Source organism: Streptomyces sp. NPDC057877 (assembly GCF_042796855.1).
Taxonomy (GTDB): domain Bacteria; phylum Actinomycetota; class Actinomycetes; order Streptomycetales; family Streptomycetaceae; genus Streptomyces.
In genome coordinates this window covers 65,361-85,851 of record NZ_JBHVMS010000012.1, presented here as the reverse complement: position 1 = coordinate 85,851, position 20,491 = coordinate 65,361, and the positions used below count along the sequence as shown (strand labels likewise).

Below are 20,491 nucleotides of genomic sequence, written 5' to 3'. Positions count from 1 at the left end.
TGGCACGGCCAGCCAGTCGGCGGCGCCCGCCGGACGCGGTCCACGCACCCTCCACGCCCAGTGGACCGCGCGGCAGGGCGACCCGCCAATGACCGAGAGGACCACCAGTCGTGCAGGAGCACCCGCACACCAGCGTCACACCCCCCACCGGCACCGGCCGCGCCCGCCGCAGGACGGGCCGTCTCGCGGGAGCCGCCGCGGCGATCGCCGCCGTCGTCGGGCTCTCCACCCTCACCAGCCCCGGGGCGCACGCCGCGGACAACCCCTACGAGCGCGGCCCGGCCCCGACGAACTCCAGCATCGAGGCCCTGCGCGGCCCGTACGCCGTCTCCGACACCAGCGTGTCGTCCCTGCTCGTCACCGGCTTCGGCGGGGGCACGATCTACTACCCGACCAGCACCGCCGACGGCACCTTCGGCGCCGTGGTGATCTCGCCCGGCTTCACCGCCTACGAGTCGTCCATCGCATGGCTCGGCCCGCGCCTCGCCTCCCAGGGCTTCGTGGTCTTCACCATCGACACCAACACCACCGTGGACCAGCCCGACTCCCGCGGGGACCAGCTGCTCGCCGCGCTGGACTACCTCACCCAGCGCAGCTCGGTGCGCACCCGCGTCGACAGCAGCAGGCTCGGCGTGATGGGCCACTCCATGGGCGGCGGCGGCAGCCTGGAGGCCGCGAAGGACCGGCCGTCGCTCCAGGCGGCGATCCCGCTCACCCCGTGGAACCTCGACAAGACCTGGCCCGAGGTGCGCACCCCCACCCTGATCATCGGCGCCGACGGTGACACCATCGCCCCGGTGTCCAGCCACTCCGAGCCGTTCTACAGCTCCCTGCCGTCGTCCCTCGACAAGGCCTACCTGGAGCTGAACAGCGCCACGCACTTCACCCCGAACTCGAACAACACGACGATCGCGAAGTACAGCATTTCGTGGCTGAAGCGGTTCATCGACAACGACACCCGCTACGAGCAGTTCCTGTGCCCGCTGCCGCGGCCCAGCCTGACCATCGAGGAGTACCGGGGCAACTGCCCGCACACCTCCTGACATCCGCCACGGTGTCGCCTCGGCGGCGGTCGCGCCCGGTGCGCGACCGCCGTCGGCGTTGTGCCGGAGCCCGGCGGGGGCGCCACCGGGCTGGGCAGCGGCACAGACCTGCTCCGCCGACGCCGTACAAAACGGCAGGTGGGGCGGGGGATGAGCGGCCCGAGCGCCCGGACGCGACGCTTCCGGACCCGGTTACTTGTACGTAACCTCCCGGGAATGACCGTATCGACGACCGTGCAAGCGCCCCACCGGCTGTACGGGCGTGGCACCCAAGGGCGGGCCGTGGCCGCGCTGTTGGAGCGGCTGCGTACGGACAGCGCGGTCCTCGTGGTGACCGGCGAGCCGGGACTCGGCCGCACGGCACTGCTCGACCACGCGGCCCGCACCTTCGACGCGGGCCGGGTCCTCACCGCCCGCGCGAACCCGGCCGACACCCGCACGTCGTACGCCGCCGCCCACGCCCTGTGCCGCGCGGCGGCGGCCCTGGCGGCGGACGCGGGGGCCGCGGTCGGGGCGGCCGGGGCGGGGGGCGCCCGGCCGGTGCGCGCGCTCCTCGACACGCTCGCGTCCGCCGCCGCCGACGCCCCGCTGCTGGTCTGCGTCGACGACGCGCACCTGTGGGACGCCGCCTCACGCGCCGCCCTCGGCCACGCCGCCCGGCAACTGCACCTCGCGGGCCGGGTCGGACTGCTCCTCGGCATCGCCGGACACCGCGCGGCCGAGCGGGACCTCGCCGGGCTGCCGGTGACGGGACTGCACCCGCTGGCACCGCAGGACGCCGGGGCGCTGCTGGACGAGGTGACCGGCGGGGGCGTCGATCCCGTGGTGCGTGAGGAACTCCTGGAGGCGGCCGAGGGCAACCCCGCGCTGCTGCTGGCCCTGGTCCGCCGCCTCGCCCCCGCCGAACTGGTGGGCGGGCGCCCGCTGCCCCGACCGCTCGCCGACGCGGCCGTGCTGACCGGGGTGGCGGGAGACGTGCTGGGCGGCCTCCCCCCGGCCGCGGCCGACCTGCTGCTGACCGCGGCGGCGGCCCTGCACCAGTCCGACGACGTGTCCGTGGACGCCGACCTGGTCATCAGAGCGGTACGGCGCCTACGGCCCGCCGCCTCCGCGCCCGCCGACCCGCTGCCCGACGCGATCGGCCTGGCCGACGGCCGGTTCCGGTTCACCGGGACCCTGCTGCGCCGGGCCGCCTGGGCCGGGGCCGCGCCGGACCGGCGGCGCGCCGCGCACCGGGCGCTCGCCCAGGTCCTGGAGGCCGACGGCCAGCGGCTCCCGGCGCTGCTGCACCGGGCCTGGGCCACCACCGGCCCCGCGCCGCTGATCGCCGCCGAGCTGTCGTCCGCCGCGGCCGACCCGGCCTCCCCACGGCTGCGCGCCCTCGCCCACACCCGCGCCGCCCAGCTCACGGCGGACGCCGCCCACCGCGCGGCGAGCTGCACGGCCGCCGCCGAACAGGCCCTGCACGCGGGCCGCCCCCGCTGGGCCCTGCGCCTCCTCGCCGACGCCCCCCACGGCGCCGCCCCCGCGGCCGTCCGCGGCCGGGCCGAACTGGTCCGCGGCATGGCCGAACGCTACGACGGCCCCGTCGCCGACGCCCGCGAGTCCCTGCTGTCCGCCGCGGACCTCCTGTCCCGCACCGACCCCGCCCTCGCCACATCCGCCGCACTGTCCGCCGCGGACGCGGCTTGGGCGGCGGGGGACGCGGAGGGGTGTGCGGAGGCGTTGGAGGAGGAGCGGCACGCGCCGGGCGGAGCGGCCCGTCCCGAGACGCTTGGCGAGGGGCGGCAGGGGTCGGATGTGGTGGCGGGGTCTGGTCCCGCGTCCGGCGCGGAGGCCTGTGCTGAGGCGTTTGGTGGGGGGCGGCAGTGGTCGGATGTGGTGGCGGCATCTGGTCCCGCGTCCGGCGCGGAGGCCCGTCCTGAGACGCTTGGCGAGGGGCGGCGCTCGCCGGTCACCGCCGCCCGGCCGCATCCTCAGCCCGACGCCGGGCCTCGCCCGGAAGCGCCCGGTGAGGGGCGGCGCGTGCCCGGCGCGGCGGACGGGGCCAGCCTCGCCTCCGACTACCGCCTCGGCATGCGTGCCGTGCTCGAGGCCCGATTCGACCTCGCCGCCGCCCCGCTGCGGCGTGTGGTGGCGCTCGCGCCGGTCGACGGGGAGCCCGAGGCGCTGCTGCGACCGGCGGTGGCCGCGCTGCTGTTGGGTGACATGTCCGCGGCGGTCCGGGCGGGGGCGCGGGCGCTGGCGGTGGCCCGTGCCCGGGGCTCCGACGTGCTCGTGCCGCGCGCCCTGGAGTACCTCGCCTACGCCGAACTCCGCGTCGGACGCCACGCCCTGGCCCGTACCCACGCCGAGGAGGGGCTGCGCGCCGCCCAGCGCGCCGGGCAGCGCAACACGGCCGCCCACCATCACGCCGTACTCGCCCTGGCGGCGTCGATCGTGGACGAGACGGCCGTCGTCACCGGGCATGTGTCGGCCGCGCTGGCGACGGCCCGGCGACACGGCCTGGCACAGGCCGCCACCCTGGCGCACTGGGCCGCCGCCCGCGCCGACCTCGGCCGGGGCCGCCCGCTGGAGGCCGCCGACCGGCTCGGGCCGCTGGTCAGGCCCGGCCCCCGGCGCGGCCACTTCGCGGTGTGGATGCTCGCCGTGCCCTGCTTCGTCGAGGCCGCCGTGCTCGCCGGACGCCCGGACGACGCCCGGGGCGTGGTCGCCGACCTCGCGCTCTGGGCGGCCCTCGGCGCCGACGCGCAGGCCCCCGCCCAGCTGGCCCGCTGCCACGCCCTGCTCGCGGCCCCCGAGCACGCCGACGAGCTGTACCTGCGCGCCCTCGACCTGCACGAGACGGCGACCGGTGACTTCGAGCGGGCCCGTACCCAGCTGCTGTACGGCAAGTGGCTGCGGCGGCGGCGCAGGCTGCGCGAGGCCCGCGACCGGCTGGGCGCCGCCCTCGCGGGCTTCGACCACTGCGGCGCCGGGGTCTGGGCCGAACAGGCCCGCCAGGAGCTGCGCGCCAACGGGGCCGCGCCCAGCGGGACGGGCGGCGGATCACTGTCCCGGCTCACCCCCCAGCAGTGGCGCATCGCGCGCTGCGTCGCCGAGGGCGCCACCAACCGGGAGGTGGCCCGGACCCTGTCCGTCAGCACCCGAACCGTCGACTACCACCTCCGCAATGTCTTCGCCGCGCTGGGCGTACGTTCCCGGGTGGAGTTGGCCCGGCTGGTGGAGCAGTCCGAAAAGACCGGTGCACAACCCTAGGGACCGACCGGACGGTATGCCATCCTTCGGGGCAGCAAGAGTCAGATGCCGGCCACCGTGATGGGCACCCCGGCCGACCGGGAACCGGTCGGAGGCCCAGAGCGACCGCACCGCCGGGCAACCGACCCTGGGGGAGGACCGCGATGCAACAAGCACTACGGCCACGAACGGCGACCCGCCTTCGACCGACCGCCGTTCCGCCACCGCGCGCCGGGCGTCCCGTCCGGTCACTGATCGACGCCGACGCCATCCGCGTCCTGCACCGCGCCGCCCGCGTGCTGCAGGACAGCCTGCCCGACCTCACGGACCGGCTGGTGGCGGTCCTCCAGGAAGAGGAACCGTCCTACCGGTCCGCCATGGAGACCGAGCCCGTCGACACCTGGCAGGAGGTGCACCGCTCGCTGCGGCACAGCATCGCCTCACTGCTCGACCCGCGCGGCGCCCGCGACGGCGCCCGCCGCTGCACCTGGAAGATCGGCGCCCGCCGCGCCGAACAGGGCATACCGCTCGACGCCCTGCTGCACGCCTTCCGGCTGGGCGGCTCCCTGGTGTGGCAGGGGCTGGTCGAGGAGACCTCCCGGGCCGCGCCCGAGGACGTCCGGCTGCTGGTCCATGTGGCGTCCGACGTGTGGAACTTCGTCGACGAGCACTGCTCCCTGGTCGCCGAGTCCTACCGGCAGGTGGAGCGGCAACTGGCCTGGCGCAGAGAGAACCGGGTACGGCTGCTGGCCGCCGCCCTGCTCGACGGCACCAGCCGCATCGCCGACCTGCCCGAGGCCGCCGAGGTGCTCGACCTGCCGGAGAGCGGGCGGTACGTGGTCGTGGCCGTCGCGGGCGCGCACCCCGCGCAGTGCGCCGACGCCCGCGCCGCGGCCGTACCGCCGGGCCTGCCCGTGCACTGGTACTCCGGCGCCGACGCGGACTACGGCATCGTCCTGGTCGGCGACGGCGACCTGCCCGAGCCGGTGATCGAGCCGACCGGTCCGACCGCGGGCGTGCGGATCGGCATCGGCGGCGTCGTCGAGGGGCTGGCCGCCGTGGGCGACGCCCGCCGCCTCGCCGACACCGCGCTGACCATCTGCCCCCCGGACGGCGGCGCCGTCCGCCTCGCCGACCACCTGCCCGCCGCCCTGATCGTCACCTCACCCGAACTGGGCGCCGCCCTCTCCCACCGCGTGCTCGGCCCCCTGGCCCAGATGGACCCCGCCGACCGCGAGGTCCTCCTGGACACCCTCGCCGCCTGGCTGGCCTGCGACGGCTCCGCCCAGCGCGCGGCCCGCCGCCTCTACTGCCACCGCAACACCGTCCTCAACCGCCTCCGCCGCTTCGAACAGCTCACGGCCCGCTCCCTGGCGAAGCCCTCCGACCTCGCCGAGATCACCCTGGCCCTGACGGCACGGCGGTTGCTCCGGCCCTGAGGGGCGCTCACCCCTCCACGGCGACAGCCCGGGCCACGTCCTCGTCGGCCCGGGCCAGCCGCGCGACCAGCTCCCGTCAGCGGTCCCGCCGCAACAACGCCTCGCTCCCTGCCGCGCGGTCCAAGGATCCCGTGCCGGACGTACACGGCCCGCACCCGCTCGGCGTCCGTGCCGCTCCCCACGCCCAGGTGGTCCCTCAGCGTGCCCAACGAACGCACCGGAACGTTCTCGCACGCGGCGCCGTGCCCCACGCAGACCGTACAAGAAGGTCACACCACTCCTGTGACACGGCTCACGGACCTCTGGGCACCCGCACAAGGGCACCGCACCCGGGTTGGGAAGGCGCAGCGTCCGGGCCCCGAAACCTGTACCGGTGTACGGCGTGCGTGCTGTCGTGAGCTGCCCCTTCCCACGACAGCCCGTGCCCCTCGGCACGGACCCGAGGAGCCGTGATGCCCGAAGCACCACCGGACGACGCGGCCGCCCTGCACGTCGAGAACCTCGATGTGACGTACGGCCGCGCCCTGTCCGCACTCCGTTCCGTGTCCCTGACCGTCCCGCCCGGCGGTGTCGTCACCCTCCTCGGTGCCAACGGCGCCGGGAAGACGACCCTGCTGCGCGCGGTCTCGGGCACGCTGCGACTGCATCGCGGCGCCGTCACGGCGGGCCGGATCCGCTACGGCGACACCGTCCTCGACGGCCAGGACCCGGTCGTCGCCGTCCGCGCCGGAGTCGTCCAGGTTCCCGAGGGCCGACGGGTGTTCGCCGGGCTCAGCGTCGAGGAGAACCTGCGCGCGGGCGGCCTCGGCCTCGGCCGCCGCAGGCCCGCCCAGGTCAAGGAGGCCCGCGACCGTGTCTTCGCGCTCTTTCCCCGGCTCGCCGAGCGCACCCAGCAGGCCGCGGGGCTGCTCTCCGGCGGGGAGCAGCAGATGCTCGCCATCGGCCGCGCCCTGATGGCCGCCCCCCGGCTGCTCCTCCTCGACGAACCCTCCCTCGGTCTCGCGCCGCGCATGGTGCACCGCATCGCCGAGGTGATCCGGGAGATCAACGCCCAGGGCACCGCCGTACTGCTGGTCGAACAGAACGCCGGTATGGCGCTGTCGCTCGCGGACCACGCGTACGTCCTGGAGGTCGGCGAGGTCGGGCTGTCCGGGCCCGCCGACGAACTCGCCCGCACGGACGCGGTGCGCCGCCTCTACCTGGGCGAGACCGCCGCCGACGGTCAGGGGGCCGCGTGACCACCCGCACCACCGCACCGCCGCTCCCGCTGGAGGTCCGCGGCGTCACCGTCCGGTTCGCCGGTCTGACCGCCCTCGACGACGTCTCCTTCACCGTCGCGCCGGGCTCGGCGCACGCCGTGATCGGACCCAACGGGGCGGGCAAGTCCACCTGCTTCAACGTCCTGTCGGGCCTGTACCGGCCCGCGAGCGGCACGGTCCGCCTCGGTGACACCGAGCTGACCCGGCTCGCCCCGCACAAGATCGCCGCACTGGGCGTCGCCCGCACCTTCCAGAACATCGTCACCACCCAGGGCACCGTCGCCGACAACCTCATGCTCGGCCGCCACGCCCTGTCCCACGCGGGCTTCGCCGCCAGCGCCCTGCGCCTGCCGCAGGCCCGCCGCGAACAGCGCGACCACCTCGCCCGCGCCCGCGAACTCGCCGAACTCACCGGCCTGGCCGAACACTTCGACGCCCCCGTCGCCGCGCTCTCCTACGGCGACCGCAAGCGCGTCGAGTTCGCCCGCGCCCTCTGCCTGGAACCACGCGTGCTGCTCCTCGACGAACCGGTCGCCGGCATGAACGCCGCCGAACGCGCCCGGACCGCCGAGGTCATCCGCACCGTACGAGAGGAACTCGGACTCTCCGTGCTGCTCGTCGAACACGACATGGGCCTGGTCATGCGCCTCGCCGACGAGGTCACCGTCCTCGACTTCGGCAAGGCCATCGCCCACGGCACCCCCGAAGAGGTCCAGCGCGACCCCGAAGTGCTGCGCGCCTACCTCGGCACCGAGGCGGACGACGCCACGGGCGCCGCCGACGGCACCGAGGAGGTCCCGGCATGACCACCTTCCTGGACAACGCCCTCAGCGGCCTCGCCCTCGGCTCGGTCTACGCCCTGGTCGCCCTCGGCTTCGTCATCATCTTCAAGGCGTCCGGCGTCCTCAACTTCGCCCACGGCTCACTCCTGCTGCTCGGCGGCTACCTCACCGCCGTACTCCACGACGACCTCGGCTTCGCCGGAGCGCTCGCCCTGGCCATCCTGGCCACGGCGACCGTGGCGGGCCTGCTGGACCGGTTCGTGCTGCAACGCACCGGCGGACAGGACGCGCACGCCGCGCACGTCCAGACCATCGTCACCATCGGCATCGACATCGTCCTGGTCACCGACCTCGCCCGGCGCATCGGCGGCGACCTGCTCACCCTCGGCGACCCGTGGGGCGACTCGGTGACCAGCGTCGGCTCGGTCACGGTCGCGGACAGCCGGATCGCGGCGATCGTCGTGTCCGCCCTCGTCATCGCCGGGGTCTTCGCCCTGTTCCGCTTCAGCACCTGGGGCCTGTCGCTGCGCGCGGCGGCCGAGGACGTGGAGGCGGCGGCCCTGATGGGCGTACGGCTGACCCGGGTGCGCACCCTCGCCTGGTGCCTGGCGGGCGGCCTCGCCGCGCTCGCCGCCGTCTTCCTGGTCGCCTTCCCGGCGCCCGGCCTGGAGCGCACCACCGGCCAGATCGCCCTCAAGGCCTTCCCCGCCGCGATCCTCGGCGGCCTCGCCTCCCCGCCCGGCGCCCTCGCGGGCAGCCTGCTCATCGGCCTGACCGAGGCGCTCGTCGCGGGCTACCAGTCCGAACTGCACGTCCTCGGCGAGGGCTTCGGCGACGTCGCCCCGTACGCCGTGATGGTGCTGGTCCTCCTGGTCCGGCCCACCGGGCTGTTCGGCGCGAAGGGAGCGGCACGTGTCTGACCTCGCCAAGTGGGCCCGCTGGGGTCTGCCCGTCCTGCTGATGTGCGTCCTGCCCTTCTACCTGGACGCCTTCTGGCTGCGGATCGGCCTGTTCGCCATGGCCGCCGCCATCGGCGCCGTCGGCCTCAGCCTGCTGTCGGGCACCGCGGGCCAGCTCTCCCTGGGCCACGCCTTCTTCCTCGCCGTCGGCGCCTACGGCTACGCCTGGCTGGCCGGGGAACCCGGCCCCGGACTGCCGCCCGTCCTCGCCCTGGTCCTCGCGGTACTGCTCGCCGGAGCCGCGGGCGGCCTGTTCAGCCCCGTCGCGGGCCGGGTGCGCGGCATCTACCTCGGCGTCGCCACCCTCGCGCTGGTCTTCCTCGGCCACCACGTCCTGCTCACCGCCGACTCCATCACCGGCGGCTTCAACGGCCGCTCGGTGCCCCCGCTGACCGTGGGCGGCTTCAGCTTCGGCGACGACACCGAACTGACGGTCCTCGGGGTGCCGTTCGGCACCGAGGAACGGCTGTGGTACCTGGGCCTGCTGCTGTTCGCCGTCACCTGCTTCACCGCCCGCGGCATGCTCCGGGGCCGCCCCGGCCGCGCCCTGGTGGCGCTGCGCGACAGCGAGACCGCGGCCTCGGTGATGGGCGTCAACGTGGCCCGCTACCGCTCGGCGGCGTTCATCGTCTCGTCCATGTACGCGGGCCTGGCGGGCGCCCTCCTGGCGCTGGGCTTCCGCCGCATCGTCCCCGACTACTTCGGCCTGGTCCTCTCCGTCGACTACCTCGCCATGATCGTCATCGGCGGCCTCGGCTCCGTCGCCGGAGCCGTCGCGGGAGCCGCGTTCGTCACCGCGCTGCCCCTGCTGATGACCCGTTACGCCGACCACCTTCCCCTGGTCACCGCACCCGGCACCGGCGAGGGCGGGGTCGGCCCGACAGAGGCCGCCCGCTACCTCTACGGCGCCGCCATCGTCGTGGTCCTCCTGTACGCACCGGACGGCCTGCACGGGCTGACCCGCCGCGTCCGGGCCCGGATCCGCTCCCGGAAGCACACGCCCCCGGACACCACGAACCCCACTGCCACTCCTCCACCCGCCACAGCCGCACGAGCCAAGGAGCACACCCCGTGAACGTCAAGCACCGCAGGCACCGCACCACCTCCAGAATCCTCCTCGCCTCGGCCGTGTCGGCGCTCCTGCTCGCGGGCACCGCATGCAGCTCCAAGGCGGACAACGACGACGCGGGCAGCGGCGCGGACGGCGTGAAGGCCGGGCCGGGCGTCACCGACAAGACCATCAAGCTGGGCGCCCTCACCGACCTGACCGGCCCGTACGCCACCCTCGGCAAGTCCATCGTGCAGGCCCAGCAGATGTGGGCCGACGAGGTCAACGCCGAGGGCGGCATCTGCGACCGCAAGGTGCAGATCGTCGTCGAGGACCACGGCTACGACGTCCAGAAGGCGGTGACGGCCTACGCCGACATCTCCTCGGACGTGGTGGCACTGCCCCAGGTCATCGGCTCCCCGGTGGTGGCGGCCCTGATCGACGACATCGAACGCGACCAGATGCTGACCTTCCCGCAGGCGTGGGCGGCCTCCCTGCTCGGCAAGGACGCCGTCCAGGTGCTCGGCACCACCTACGACCTCGACATGATCGCCGCCGTCGACTTCCTCACCCGCACCGCGAAGCTGAAGAAGGGCGACTCGATCGGCCACGTCTACTTCGAGGGCGACTACGGCGCCAACGCCCTGGAAGGCTCCACGTGGGCGGCCGAACAGGCGGGCATCAAGGTGGTCGACCAGAAGATCAAGGCCACCGACACGGATCTCACGGCCCAGGTCTCGGCCCTGCGCAAGGCGGGCGTCAAGGCCATCCTGATCAGCGCGGGCCCGGCCCAGACGGCGTCCCTCGCGGGCGTCGCGGCCTCCCGGGGCCTTCAGGTCCCGATCGTCACCAGCGCCCCCGGCTACGCCCCGCAGCTGATGAAGACCCCCGCGGCCAAGGCCCTGGAGGCCATGGTCCACATCGCCAGCGCCGCCCCGGCCGTCAGCTCCAACCTGCCCGGCGTCAAGAGCATGGTCGCCGCCTACGAGAAGAAGTACCCCGGCTCCCAGGTCGACTCCGGCGTCCTGTCCGGCTACAACGCCGCCAAGCTCATCGGCGCGGACCTGGAGAACGCCTGCGAGGCGGGCAGCCTCGCCCGTGAGGACGTGGTGAAGGCGCACCGGGCCCAGACCAAGGCCGACACCGGCCTCGGCACCCCGCAGAACTTCTCCGACGTCAACAGCCCCGCCAGCCTCTCGACGTACATCCTCAAGCCGGACGCCAAGGCCGTGGGCGCGGTCGTCGGCGTGGAGGACGCGCACGAGGCCCCGGGCGTCGCGGAGTACCTGAAGGGCAAGGGCGCCTGACGCCCGCCCCGACCCGGCAGTACCCATGAACTGACTGCCGCCCGGAGTCGCTTCCCGGCCGGGCGGCAGTCGCGTCGGGCGTTTCCTTCGGATCATTCGAATCGTTGGCCTGGTTGTGCCTTTGCCGACCCCTTGCCGCCCCGCACCTCGAGGGCAGGCGAATGGAGTGCCCTGTGCGAATGACCGACCTCCAGCGTTGCGAGATCCGGCCCGGACGGCTCGTGGAATGGACGTTGCATCCGGCGACCGTCGAGACGGCGACCGGTCTGGCGGAGGACGCGCGTCCACCCGCGTACGTACAGGAGTCCCATCTTCGAACGGCCAGGTCGGTACGTGAGGACGGCCTGTTCGTGCCGACCTGGCTGGGGGCCGCGTTCGACATCCCCGGAGAGGTCGACCTCGAGGTGCTGCAGCGCGCCCTGCGGGCGTGGACGCTGCGGCACGAGACGCTGCGCAGTGGTTTCCGCTGGGTCGGCGACGACATGCGGCGGTTCACCCTGGACCCGGGCGCGGTCCGGCTGCACCGCGAGGACCGGGGCGACTTCTCCGACGCGACGACGCTGAGCCGGTACCTCCAGGACCGCTTCGACGTGGCGGCCGACGCCCTCGGCTGGCCGAACTTCCTGTACACGGCGGTCGTGCGGGAGGGCGGCGCGAGTGTGTACATGGCCTTCGACCACAGCAATGTCGACGCCTACTCACTGCACCGCATCCCGGCCGAGATCCATGAACTCTACGAGGCCGCTCTCCGCGGCGGCACGGTGCCCGCCGCACCGGCCGCCAGCTACATCGACTTCTGTGCCAGCGAGCGCACCGACGCCGACCGGATCGACGGCACGCACGCGGTCGTCGGCCGCTGGCGGGAGTTCGTCGCGCGGTGCGGCGGGAGGCTGCCCAACTTCCCCGTCGACCTCGGGCTCGACGCGGACGGCCCCCTGCCGCCGCAGAAGCTCATGCACGAGATGCTCGTCGACCCCGCCGACGCCGCCGCCTTCGAGGCGTACTGCCGTCCGCACGGCGGCACGCTGGTCGGCGTGCTCGCGGCCACCGCGCTGATCGTCGGTGAGCTGACCGGGGAGCCGGTGTACCGCACCGTGGTGCCGTTCCACACCCGGATGAAGTCCCGGTGGTCGGACTCCGTGGGCTGGTACGTGGGCGGGGCGCCGATCGAGATCCCGGTGGCCCGGGCGGTGGACTTCGACAGCGCGGTACGGATGGTGCGCGCCGCGCTGCGGGAGAACCGGCCGCTGGCCCAGATGCCGATCGCCCGGGTGCTGCGCCTGCTGGGCTCCGACTTCCGGCCCACGTCCCCCGACCTGTACTCGATCGTCTCGTACGTCGACGCGCGGGGCACCGCGGGTTCGGAGCGGTGGCAGGAGCTGAAGGCGTACGGGCTCATCAGGGTGTCGTACGGCGATCAGGTCTGCGTGTGGGTCACCCGGGTCCACGAGGGGCTCCAGTTCGCGAGCCGGTATCCGAGCACCGACGTCGCCTACAAGAACATGCGGCGGTACGTCGAGATGCTGCGGGAGCTGGTCCTCTCGGTGACGCGGGCGGGCATTGAGCTGCCGCGCTGCTGAATCCGTTCACCTTCTTCTATTGGACCTGCGGCGACAGGACCGTCAGGCTGGATCACATCCGGCACCGCGGCGGGACACACGGTCACCACCGTGAGACCACGGCATGCCGGGAGCCATCGTCCGTGCGACAGCCGAAAGAGGTCACGAGCAGATGCACACTCGCCGTATCGGGGCCGTCGAAGTCAGTGCCATCGGACTGGGTGCCATGCCCATGTCGATCGAGGGACGTCCGGACGAGGCGCGTTCCCTCGCCACGATCCATGCCGCGCTGGACGCGGGCCTCACCCTGATCGACACCGCCGACGCCTACCACGTCGGTGCCGACGAGGTCGGTCACAACGAGACGCTGATCGCCAAGGCCCTCGCCGGTCATGAGCGCGGCGCCGACGTCCTCGTCGCCACCAAGGGCGGCCATCTGCGGCCCGGCGACGGCAGCTGGACGCGGGACGGCAGCGCCCGCCACCTCAAGGAGGCCTGCGAGGCGTCGCTGCGCAGGCTCGGGGTGGAGGCCATCGGCCTGTACCAGTTCCACCGGCCCGACCCCCGGGTGCCGTACGAGGAGTCCGTCGGGGCGCTGCGTGACCTGCTGGACGAGGGCAAGATCCGGCTGGCCGGGATCTCCAACGCCGACCCGGAGCAGATCAAGCTGGCCAACGACATCCTGGACGGACGCCTGGCCGCCGTGCAGAACCAGTTCTCGCCCGCCTTCCGCTCCAGCGAGCCGGAGCTGCGCCTGTGCCACGACCTCGGCATCGCCTTCCTGCCCTGGAGCCCGCTCGGCGGCATCTCCCGCGCCGGTGAACTGGGCTCCGCACACGCCCCCTTCGCCCGGATCGCCGAGGCGCACGGAGTGAGCCCGCAGCGCGTCTGTCTGGCCTGGATGCTCGCGAAGTCGGAGACGGTCGTGCCCATCCCGGGTGCCAGCCGACCGGAGACGATCCGCGACTCCGCGGCGGCGGTGGACCTCGTGCTCACGCCCGGTGAACTCGCGGAGCTGGACGCGGCCTGACCTCGTACCGCGCGTTCTTCGTTCGGGCCGCCCGAGCGGGGGCGGCGGTCACCCGGCCGCGTACCGCGTCTTCAGTGTCTGCCGTATCCGCTCCAGCGACTCCTGCGGCTCCAGCGCCTCGTCCGCCAGCCGGTCCAGGACGAGCCGGTACTCCTCGGTCTCGTCCTGGTCCTCCAGGAAGTGCGCGCTCCGGATGTGCTCCAGATAGACGACGTCGGGCAGGTCGAGGCCGCCGAAGCGCAGATAGGTGACCGGGATCGAGGGCGCCGACGCGTTCGTCACGTCCAACGGCACCACCTGCACGGTGACATGGGGGCGCCTGGCCATCTCCAGCAGATGCGTCAACTGGTCCCGCATGATGTCCGTACTGCCGAGGACGCGCAGCAGGACCGACTCGTCGATGATCGCCCACAGCTGGGGCGGGTCCGCCCGGTGCAGCAACTCGGTGCGCTTGGTGCGCAGTTCGACCCTGCGCCGTACCTCGTGCGCGGGCGCCGCGGGCAGACCGCGCTCCACCACGGCCTGGGTGTACGGCGGGATCTGGAGCAGGCCCGGGACGTACTGCAACTCGAAGGTACGGATCGCGGCGGCGGCCTCCTGGAGGCCCACCAGCCGGTCGAACCACTCCGGCATCAGCCGCTTGTCGTACCGCTGCCACCAGCCCGGATCACCGGCCCGCCGCAGCAGCTTCAGCAGCACCGAGCCCTCGTACTCATCGGTGCCGTACAACGTCAGCAGGGCGCGGACATCGCCCTCCGAGGGCGGCCTGCGCCCTTTGCCCGACTCGATGCGGGACAGCTTCGCCGCGCTGAAGCCGAGGGCGCGGGCCGCCTGGTCCTGGGCGAGGCCCGCGTCCTCGCGGAAACCGGCCAGTTGGACGCCGACCAGCATCTTGAGCAAAGTGGGCGCCGGCTCGGTCCGCTGTAGATAGGGTTCGAGACGGGAGATGCGCTGCGACTCGGCGGACATCCTGGCTCCCAGCAAACCGGCAGAAGTGGGAACCAGGTTATCGCAGTCGGCCCGCCCGCACCGCACCTCCCGCGCGGCCGACAGCCCCGCACGCGAGCGGCCTCCGGGTGCCCGGCGGGGTCACACCAGGTGGTCGAACTCCCCGTCCTTCGCCCCGGCGAGGAACGCCGCCATCTCGGACGCCGTGTAGATGAGCGCGGGCCCTTCGGGATCGCGGGAGTTGCGCATCGCGACGCCCCCGTCGGTCAGGTGGGCGACCTCCACGCAGTTGCCCTCGGCGTTGCTGTGCAGGCTCTTGATCCACGCGGCATCCAGCGAACTGGCCCGCACTCCGTTGGGTGTTGGTGACACTGGCCTCTCCTTGCTGTTCTCGCGCTCTGCCGGGGACTGTGCGCCCACCGGGGCCCCGGGGGACTCATGTTGCTCGGGGCCCCTCTCTTCCTACCCCGATTTCGCGCAATTTCTCGTGCAATTGCACGCGGGCGCTGTCGGGGTGGATAATAGCCTCGGCGTCAACCCCCCACGGTTCCGCCGACGCCTGACGTCGCATCAGGGAGACGACGTGCCAGCACCGGTGTGCACCGAGCGCCAGCACCCCACCTCCGGTGGCGAACCCGCCCCCACCCGGCGGCACCGCCGCCCCCTTCCTTGACCTGACCGCCGCGGAAAGGCCCCATGCCATGCGCACCGCTTCGACGCACCAGCCGAGCACCGAGCGCAACCAGCACAGCCAGCGCGCCGATCGTGAGACCTCGCCGGTGGAGCCGCTGCGCGGCCTGGGGGAGGTGCCCTGGCCGGACATCCAGGACTCCACCGGCAGCGCGTCGGCGATCCCGCTGCTGCTCAACAAGATCGCCTGGGGCAACGCCCAGACGGCCGCCGCGGCGGTCGGCGAACTCCGGGACCGGATCTGCCAGTACGGCTTCGTGGTCGAGCAGGCCACCGCGGCCACGGTCCCCTTCCTCTGGGAACTCGCCCAGCTGCCGCACGTGACCTGCCGCCCGCAGCTCCTCCGGCTGCTGGGGAACATCGCCGAGGCCCGCCAGTGGGAGCGCACCGCGTCCGCCTACCCCAAGCTCCTCAACCACCGCGAGAACCCGGTCGCCTGGGAGCGTGCCGCCCGTCAGGCCGTGCACGACCGCCGCGGGCTGCTGTGCCACCTGCCGACCGACACCGACACCGAACTCGGTCGCGCCGCCACCGAACTGGCCCGCGGCCTCGACGGCTGAGCGGGCGCCGGTCCCACCACCTGGACGCCCCGGCCGTCGGCCCCCGCTCTGGTGTACTCCTCGCCCGCAAGGGAAGGGAAGCGCTTGCTGTCCGCAGGGACGGCGATCCGCTTCCGTCAGGGCACTGGGAGGAACACCGCCGATGGCGCCGACGCAGGAGAGACCACTCGACCACCGCTACCGCGGCGAGCACCCGATACGCACGCTCGCCTATCTGTTCCGCGCCGACCGCTGGCGACTCGCCGCCGCCGTGGGAGTGTTCACCGTCAAGCACAGCCCCGTCTGGCTGCTGCCGCTGATCACCGCGTCCATCATCGACACCGTCGTCCAGCACCAGCCGATCAGCAGACTCTGGACGAGCACCGGCGTCATCATGTTCATCCTGCTCGTCAACTACCCCCTGCACGTGCTCTACGTCCGTCTCCTCTACGGCAGCGTCCGCCGCATGGGCACCGCCCTGCGCTCCGCGCTCTGCACCCGGATGCAGCAGCTGTCCATCGGCTACCACTCCCGGGTCAGCGCCGGGGTGCTCCAGGCCAAGGTGGTGCGCGACGTCGAGACGGTCGAGCAGATGGTGCAGCAGACCGCCGAGACCGGCCTCGGCGCGGGCACCGTCCTGATCGGCGGCCTGGTGATCATCGGGATCCGCACCCCCGAGTTCCTCCCCGTCTTCCTCGTCATCGTGCCCGCCGCCGCCCTCGTGGTGGCCCGTCTGCGGGCCCGGCTGCGCACCCACAACGAACACTTCCGGCACGAGGTGGAGACCCTCTCCTCGCGGGTCACGGAGATGACCCGGCTGATACCCGTCACCCGCGCCCACGGCCTGGAGGGCAAGGCCCTGCACCGCATGGACGGCACCCTGCGGCGGCTGCTCACCTCCGGGATGCGCCTGGACCTGGTCAACGGCCGGTTCGGCTCGCTGGCCTGGGTGGTGCTCAACGTGGTCGGCGTGCTGGTGCTCGCGGGCGCCGCGCTGATCTCGTACTACGACGTCTGGGGCGTCACCGCGGGCGACGTCGTCATGCTCAGCGCCTTCCTGACCACCCTCACCAACTCCACCACGACGCTGGCGGGCCTGGCGCCGGTGATCACCAAGGGCCTCGAGTCGGTCCGCTCGGTCGGCGAGGTGCTCCAGGCGCCCGAACTGGAGGACAACGAGGGCAAGGCGGAACTCACCGCCCTGCGCGGCGCGGTCACCTTCCACGACGTGGGGTACGCGTACGACGGCGGGCGGGCCGCCGTACGCGACTTCAGCCTCTCCGTCGCCCCGGGCGAGACCGTCGCGCTCGTCGGCGCCTCGGGGGCGGGCAAGTCCACGGTGCTCAACCTGGTCATCGGGTTCATCCGGCCGACCTCCGGGCGGCTGCTGCTCGACGGCACCGACATGAACACCCTGGACCTGCGCACGTACCGGCGGTTCGTGTCCGTCGTACCGCAGGAGTCGATCCTCTTCGACGGCACGATCCGGGAGAACGTCGCCTACGGCATGGACGAGGCCGACGAGGACGCCGTACGGGCCGCGCTGCGGGACGCCAACGCGCTCGAGTTCGTCGACCGGCTGCCGCAGGGCCTGGACACCCTCGTCGGCGAGCGGGGCGCCCGGCTCTCCGGTGGCCAGCGGCAGCGGCTCGCCATCGCCCGGGCGCTGATCAGGGACCCCAAGGTGCTGATCCTGGACGAGGCGACCTCGGCGCTCGACACCCGGTCCGAGGCGCTGGTGCAGCAGGCGCTGGCGCGGCTGCTGCACGGCCGGACCACGTTCGTGGTGGCGCACCGGCTGTCCACCGTGCGGGGCGCGGACCGGATCGTGGTGATGGGCGACGGCCGGATCCTGGAGACCGGCACCCACGACGAGCTGCTGCGCCGCGGTGGCGCCTACACGGAACTGCACAGCGGGCAGGCCGTCTGACGGGCCACGACCGCGCCCCGGTGTGGGCCGTCGGCGGGGGAGCGCGCCGTCGGCTCAGCGCGTCGCGCTCCCGGCGCGAATGACCCACGGTATCTGGTCACTTGGGAGACATGGACCGGAGGGCAGGAATGTTCCGGTGCTTCCCGGGCATACGCCAGCCGAAGATCGAGAGAGGGGCGCGTCGTGATCGTTCCTGACCCGAAGGTCGTCAGAGGTCTGCTCACCACCTACGCATCGCTGCGGATCGCGCAGTCGGAGCGGGAGGAGCCCGCGGTGGCGCGGGAGTTGGAGGACGTCAGCTACACGTTGTGCGTGATGATGGGCACCACCAGCGTCCAGGAGGCCATCGCCCGGGCGGACGCCCTGCTGCTGGCCGAGGGGCGGCGGTCGAAGGAGTCCGACGGGGAGGGCGACCTGTCGCTCGCCGTGTGAGCCGCGTGAGCCGTGTGAGCCGTGCGGGAGGGCGCGCGGGGAGCCGTGCGGGCTCCGGGCGGCTCCGACGGTTTGACGTCATCCGCACCGAGGTGTGTCCGGTCGCCTACACTCGGCAGTCATGCCCATGTTCATGGGTCATCGACAGGAAAGGCGCGTTGCCGGGTGTTCCAGGATTCCCCGATCTACGACCGACTCGTGGCGGAGCGCGGAGACGTTCCCGCCCACGTACGCAGCGAGGCCGAACGCGTCGGCAGGGAACTGGAGCTGGTCATGCGCCCCCTGCGCACCCCGGGCCACCATCCACCAGGCCCCGATCGCCAGCCCGCCCCGGGCGCGGGCTGGCAACGCCAGGGCATGCTGCCGGGCCCGCGCCCGCACTGACGGGGCGGGGGCGGGCTCCCGGCTTCGGCGGTTCCGGTCAAGGGACCCTGCTGTTCACGTCCTTGATCCATGGCGGTCGCTGTTCGGGTGGGCCGGACAGCCACTCCGCGATGGCGCGGGCGATGGGCTGCCCGGTGTCCACCTCGATGAAGCCGAACTGGCCCGACTGGTTGCACTCCAGGAACCACCACACGTCGTCGGCGTCCGCCACGAAGTCGAAGGCGCCGTACGCCAGTTCGGCCTCCCGCATGTACGTGCGCACGGACTCGGCGATACGTGGGGGTACCTCGACCGGTCGCCAGGGGGTCGCGGAGCGGTCGAAACGGACGTCCACCTCCTCGGGGTCGGCGCCCGCCGTCGCGTCCTTGCGGGCGGCCAGCAGTCGCTCGCCGACGACGGTGAGCCGGATGTCGGCCCGCTTGGCGATGCGCCGTTGCAGCAGCGTGGGGCCGAACGCCACCGCCGCGAAGTCGGTGTCCGGCGCCACCCGGCTGGTCGGCACCGCCCGGGGCGGTTCCTGGGGGTGCGCGCCCGAGACGGGCTTGACCACCAGGTCCGGGAAGCGTGCGGCGAAGTCGCGGGCGGCCTGCGGGAAGGTCGTGATCAGGGTGGCCGGGACGGGCAGCCCGCTGTGCTGGGCCAGGCGGAGCTGCCACGGTTTGTGCCGGGCCCGGCGGGCGGCGTCGGGGTGGTTCATCCACCGCGCCCCCGAGCTGCGCAGCATGCCGTACAGCGCCTGGGCGGACTCCTCCGTCAGCCACGGGGACGGCCGGGGCACGCGAGCGGCCGGGGTCCCCGGTCTGCGCACCCACACCGACCGCAGGCCGTCCATGGTCAACAGACGGCCCGCGGACCAGAGGTGACCGCGGAACGAGCCGTGCACGTACTCGCCCGAGAGCGCCACCCCGCCGGTGAGATCGGCGGGGTCGAGCCGGACCACCGGGACCCCGGACGCGTTCAGGTGCACGACCACCATGTCCGCGGTCACATCCTGCTCGGAGGTCAGGATCAGTACGGTCATTGTCGACTGTCCGTGGTCAGTCGTCGAAGTGCGTCTTCGAACCGGCGGTGGAGGTGGTGGTGCCGAGTTCCCTGAGCAGGGCGTGGTCGGTGGCGGCGATCCGGCCGTCCATGAGTACGTTCAACTGCAGTCCGGGGTCGTAGGCGTACGGAGTGGTCACGTCCAAATCCGCCGCTGGGCGTGCGTAGTTGAGCGCGAACGGTTGCATCGTCTCTCCCTTTTCGGTGCTCCCCCGGTCAAGGCGACGGCATGCCGTGCTGTCGCTTGGCCCGCTGGATCTCCAGGCTTTCCATGGACTTATACGATTCGAACGGGTGAATGGTTTCCCTACGCTCTGTAGTCATGGGCGAGTTGAACCACCCTGAACCTGAGACGGTTGAGCCCTCTTGTCGGTTGACTGTTTGTGACATGGAGCACTGCGGGGGCGCGTGGCTGGGGGTGGGGGCGCACGGGTGGTGGCCACGCGCATGCGCGCGGTGAGCGCTCAGACGGCGTCGGTGGGCCGACCGGCCGCCGACGGCGCCCGTACGGTACGCCGGGGCTTCCCGGCCAACGGGGCGCGCATGCTCCGCAGGGCCAGCAGCAGTACGCCGACGTCGTCCAGATAGACCGGGTCCGGCAGTACGTCCGCCGGTAGTACGAAGTACAGGACCGCCCCCCAGAACACCCAGCGCGGCCCGGTCGGCAGTCCGGCGCGCCGCAACCCGCGCCGCGCCCGCACCAGCCGCACCAGGAGTGCCACGGCCGCCGCGAGCACGAGCGCCGCGAGGACCAGCGCGACGACGGCGAGTACTGCTGTGGTCGAATCCACGGGCCCTCCTCAGTCCGGTGCACCGCTCGACGCGGGCCCCGTCTTTCTGGATTCCCGGATACGGCGCTGGTAT

At 73.2% G+C, this 20,491-nt stretch carries 19 protein-coding genes; 14 read left to right on the top strand and 5 right to left on the bottom strand.

Going from position 1 to position 20,491, the window contains the following annotated elements:
- Positions 1–110 precede the first annotated feature (110 nt).
- The 10 genes from ACFVQG_RS32095 (at position 111) to ACFVQG_RS32050 (ending at position 13,663) form a co-directional block, all read left to right on the top strand.
- A complete protein-coding gene (locus tag ACFVQG_RS32095) occupies positions 111–1,043 on the top strand; it encodes a serine aminopeptidase domain-containing protein (RefSeq protein WP_383390174.1) in 933 nt (310 codons plus the stop codon).
- 216 nt (positions 1,044–1,259) lie between these two features.
- Positions 1,260–4,301: a LuxR C-terminal-related transcriptional regulator gene (locus tag ACFVQG_RS32090; protein ID WP_383390172.1), complete on the top strand. Its 3,042-nt coding sequence runs from the start codon at positions 1,260–1,262 to the stop codon at positions 4,299–4,301.
- 143 nt (positions 4,302–4,444) lie between these two features.
- Positions 4,445–5,719, top strand: coding sequence for a PucR family transcriptional regulator (locus ACFVQG_RS32085; RefSeq protein ID WP_383390169.1), 1,275 nt, complete (start codon positions 4,445–4,447; stop codon positions 5,717–5,719).
- 452 nt (positions 5,720–6,171) lie between these two features.
- Positions 6,172–6,957: an ABC transporter ATP-binding protein gene (locus ACFVQG_RS32080; protein ID WP_383390168.1), complete on the top strand. Its 786-nt coding sequence runs from the start codon at positions 6,172–6,174 to the stop codon at positions 6,955–6,957.
- Entirely contained in the window at positions 6,954–7,784 is an 831-nt protein-coding gene (locus ACFVQG_RS32075) for an ABC transporter ATP-binding protein (protein WP_383390165.1), read from the top strand. The genes ACFVQG_RS32080 and ACFVQG_RS32075 overlap by 4 nt, the downstream gene beginning before the upstream one ends.
- Entirely contained in the window at positions 7,781–8,680 is a 900-nt protein-coding gene (locus ACFVQG_RS32070; RefSeq protein WP_383390162.1) for a branched-chain amino acid ABC transporter permease, read from the top strand. The genes ACFVQG_RS32075 and ACFVQG_RS32070 overlap by 4 nt, the downstream gene beginning before the upstream one ends.
- A 40-nt stretch (positions 8,681–8,720) precedes the next feature.
- Positions 8,721–9,794 (top strand): branched-chain amino acid ABC transporter permease, encoded by a 1,074-nt coding sequence (locus ACFVQG_RS32065; RefSeq protein ID WP_383390727.1) that lies wholly within the window; start codon positions 8,721–8,723, stop codon positions 9,792–9,794.
- A complete protein-coding gene (locus ACFVQG_RS32060) occupies positions 9,791–11,074 on the top strand; it encodes an ABC transporter substrate-binding protein (RefSeq protein WP_383390159.1) in 1,284 nt (427 codons plus the stop codon). The genes ACFVQG_RS32065 and ACFVQG_RS32060 overlap by 4 nt, the downstream gene beginning before the upstream one ends.
- A gap of 179 nt (positions 11,075–11,253) precedes the next feature.
- A complete protein-coding gene (locus ACFVQG_RS32055) occupies positions 11,254–12,654 on the top strand; it encodes a condensation domain-containing protein (protein ID WP_383390156.1) in 1,401 nt (466 codons plus the stop codon).
- Positions 12,655–12,805: 151 nt separating this feature from the next.
- Positions 12,806–13,663 (top strand): aldo/keto reductase, encoded by an 858-nt coding sequence (locus tag ACFVQG_RS32050; RefSeq protein WP_383390154.1) that lies wholly within the window; start codon positions 12,806–12,808, stop codon positions 13,661–13,663.
- 48 nt (positions 13,664–13,711) lie between these two features.
- Here the strand turns inward: ACFVQG_RS32050 and ACFVQG_RS32045 are convergent, their stop codons facing one another.
- Together ACFVQG_RS32045 and ACFVQG_RS32040 are read right to left on the bottom strand one after the other, a co-directional pair.
- Complete coding sequence (locus ACFVQG_RS32045; RefSeq protein ID WP_383390152.1) at positions 13,712–14,632, bottom strand: helix-turn-helix domain-containing protein; 921 nt, start codon at positions 14,630–14,632, stop codon at positions 13,712–13,714.
- Positions 14,633–14,752: 120 nt separating this feature from the next.
- Positions 14,753–14,983 (bottom strand): DUF397 domain-containing protein, encoded by a 231-nt coding sequence (locus ACFVQG_RS32040; protein ID WP_383390149.1) that lies wholly within the window; start codon positions 14,981–14,983, stop codon positions 14,753–14,755.
- 329 nt (positions 14,984–15,312) lie between these two features.
- On the opposite strand from ACFVQG_RS32040, the gene ACFVQG_RS32035 reads away from it, so the two are divergent.
- From ACFVQG_RS32035 to ACFVQG_RS32020, 4 genes are all read left to right on the top strand, one after another.
- On the top strand, positions 15,313–15,861 hold the full coding sequence (locus tag ACFVQG_RS32035; RefSeq protein WP_383390146.1) for a hypothetical protein: 549 nt from the start codon (positions 15,313–15,315) through the stop codon (positions 15,859–15,861).
- A 142-nt stretch (positions 15,862–16,003) separates the two neighbouring features.
- Positions 16,004–17,770 carry an ABC transporter ATP-binding protein gene (locus tag ACFVQG_RS32030; protein WP_383390144.1) on the top strand — a complete coding sequence of 589 codons (1,767 nt, stop codon included), beginning with the start codon at positions 16,004–16,006 and terminating at the stop codon, positions 17,768–17,770.
- Positions 17,771–17,953: 183 nt separating this feature from the next.
- Positions 17,954–18,202: a DUF5133 domain-containing protein gene (locus tag ACFVQG_RS32025; RefSeq protein WP_383390141.1), complete on the top strand. Its 249-nt coding sequence runs from the start codon at positions 17,954–17,956 to the stop codon at positions 18,200–18,202.
- Positions 18,203–18,367: 165 nt separating this feature from the next.
- Positions 18,368–18,586: a hypothetical protein gene (locus tag ACFVQG_RS32020; protein WP_383390138.1), complete on the top strand. Its 219-nt coding sequence runs from the start codon at positions 18,368–18,370 to the stop codon at positions 18,584–18,586.
- A 37-nt stretch (positions 18,587–18,623) separates the two neighbouring features.
- On the opposite strand, the gene tgmB is transcribed toward ACFVQG_RS32020, so the two are convergent.
- The 3 genes from tgmB to ACFVQG_RS32005 form a co-directional block, all read right to left on the bottom strand.
- Entirely contained in the window at positions 18,624–19,607 is a 984-nt protein-coding gene (gene tgmB / locus ACFVQG_RS32015; protein WP_383390136.1) for an ATP-grasp ribosomal peptide maturase, read from the bottom strand.
- A 16-nt stretch (positions 19,608–19,623) separates the two neighbouring features.
- A complete protein-coding gene (tgmA, locus tag ACFVQG_RS32010; protein WP_376733294.1) occupies positions 19,624–19,815 on the bottom strand; it encodes a putative ATP-grasp-modified RiPP in 192 nt (63 codons plus the stop codon).
- A gap of 276 nt (positions 19,816–20,091) precedes the next feature.
- Positions 20,092–20,418 carry a DUF1232 domain-containing protein gene (locus ACFVQG_RS32005; protein ID WP_383390134.1) on the bottom strand — a complete coding sequence of 109 codons (327 nt, stop codon included), beginning with the start codon at positions 20,416–20,418 and terminating at the stop codon, positions 20,092–20,094.
- Positions 20,419–20,491 lie beyond the last annotated feature (73 nt).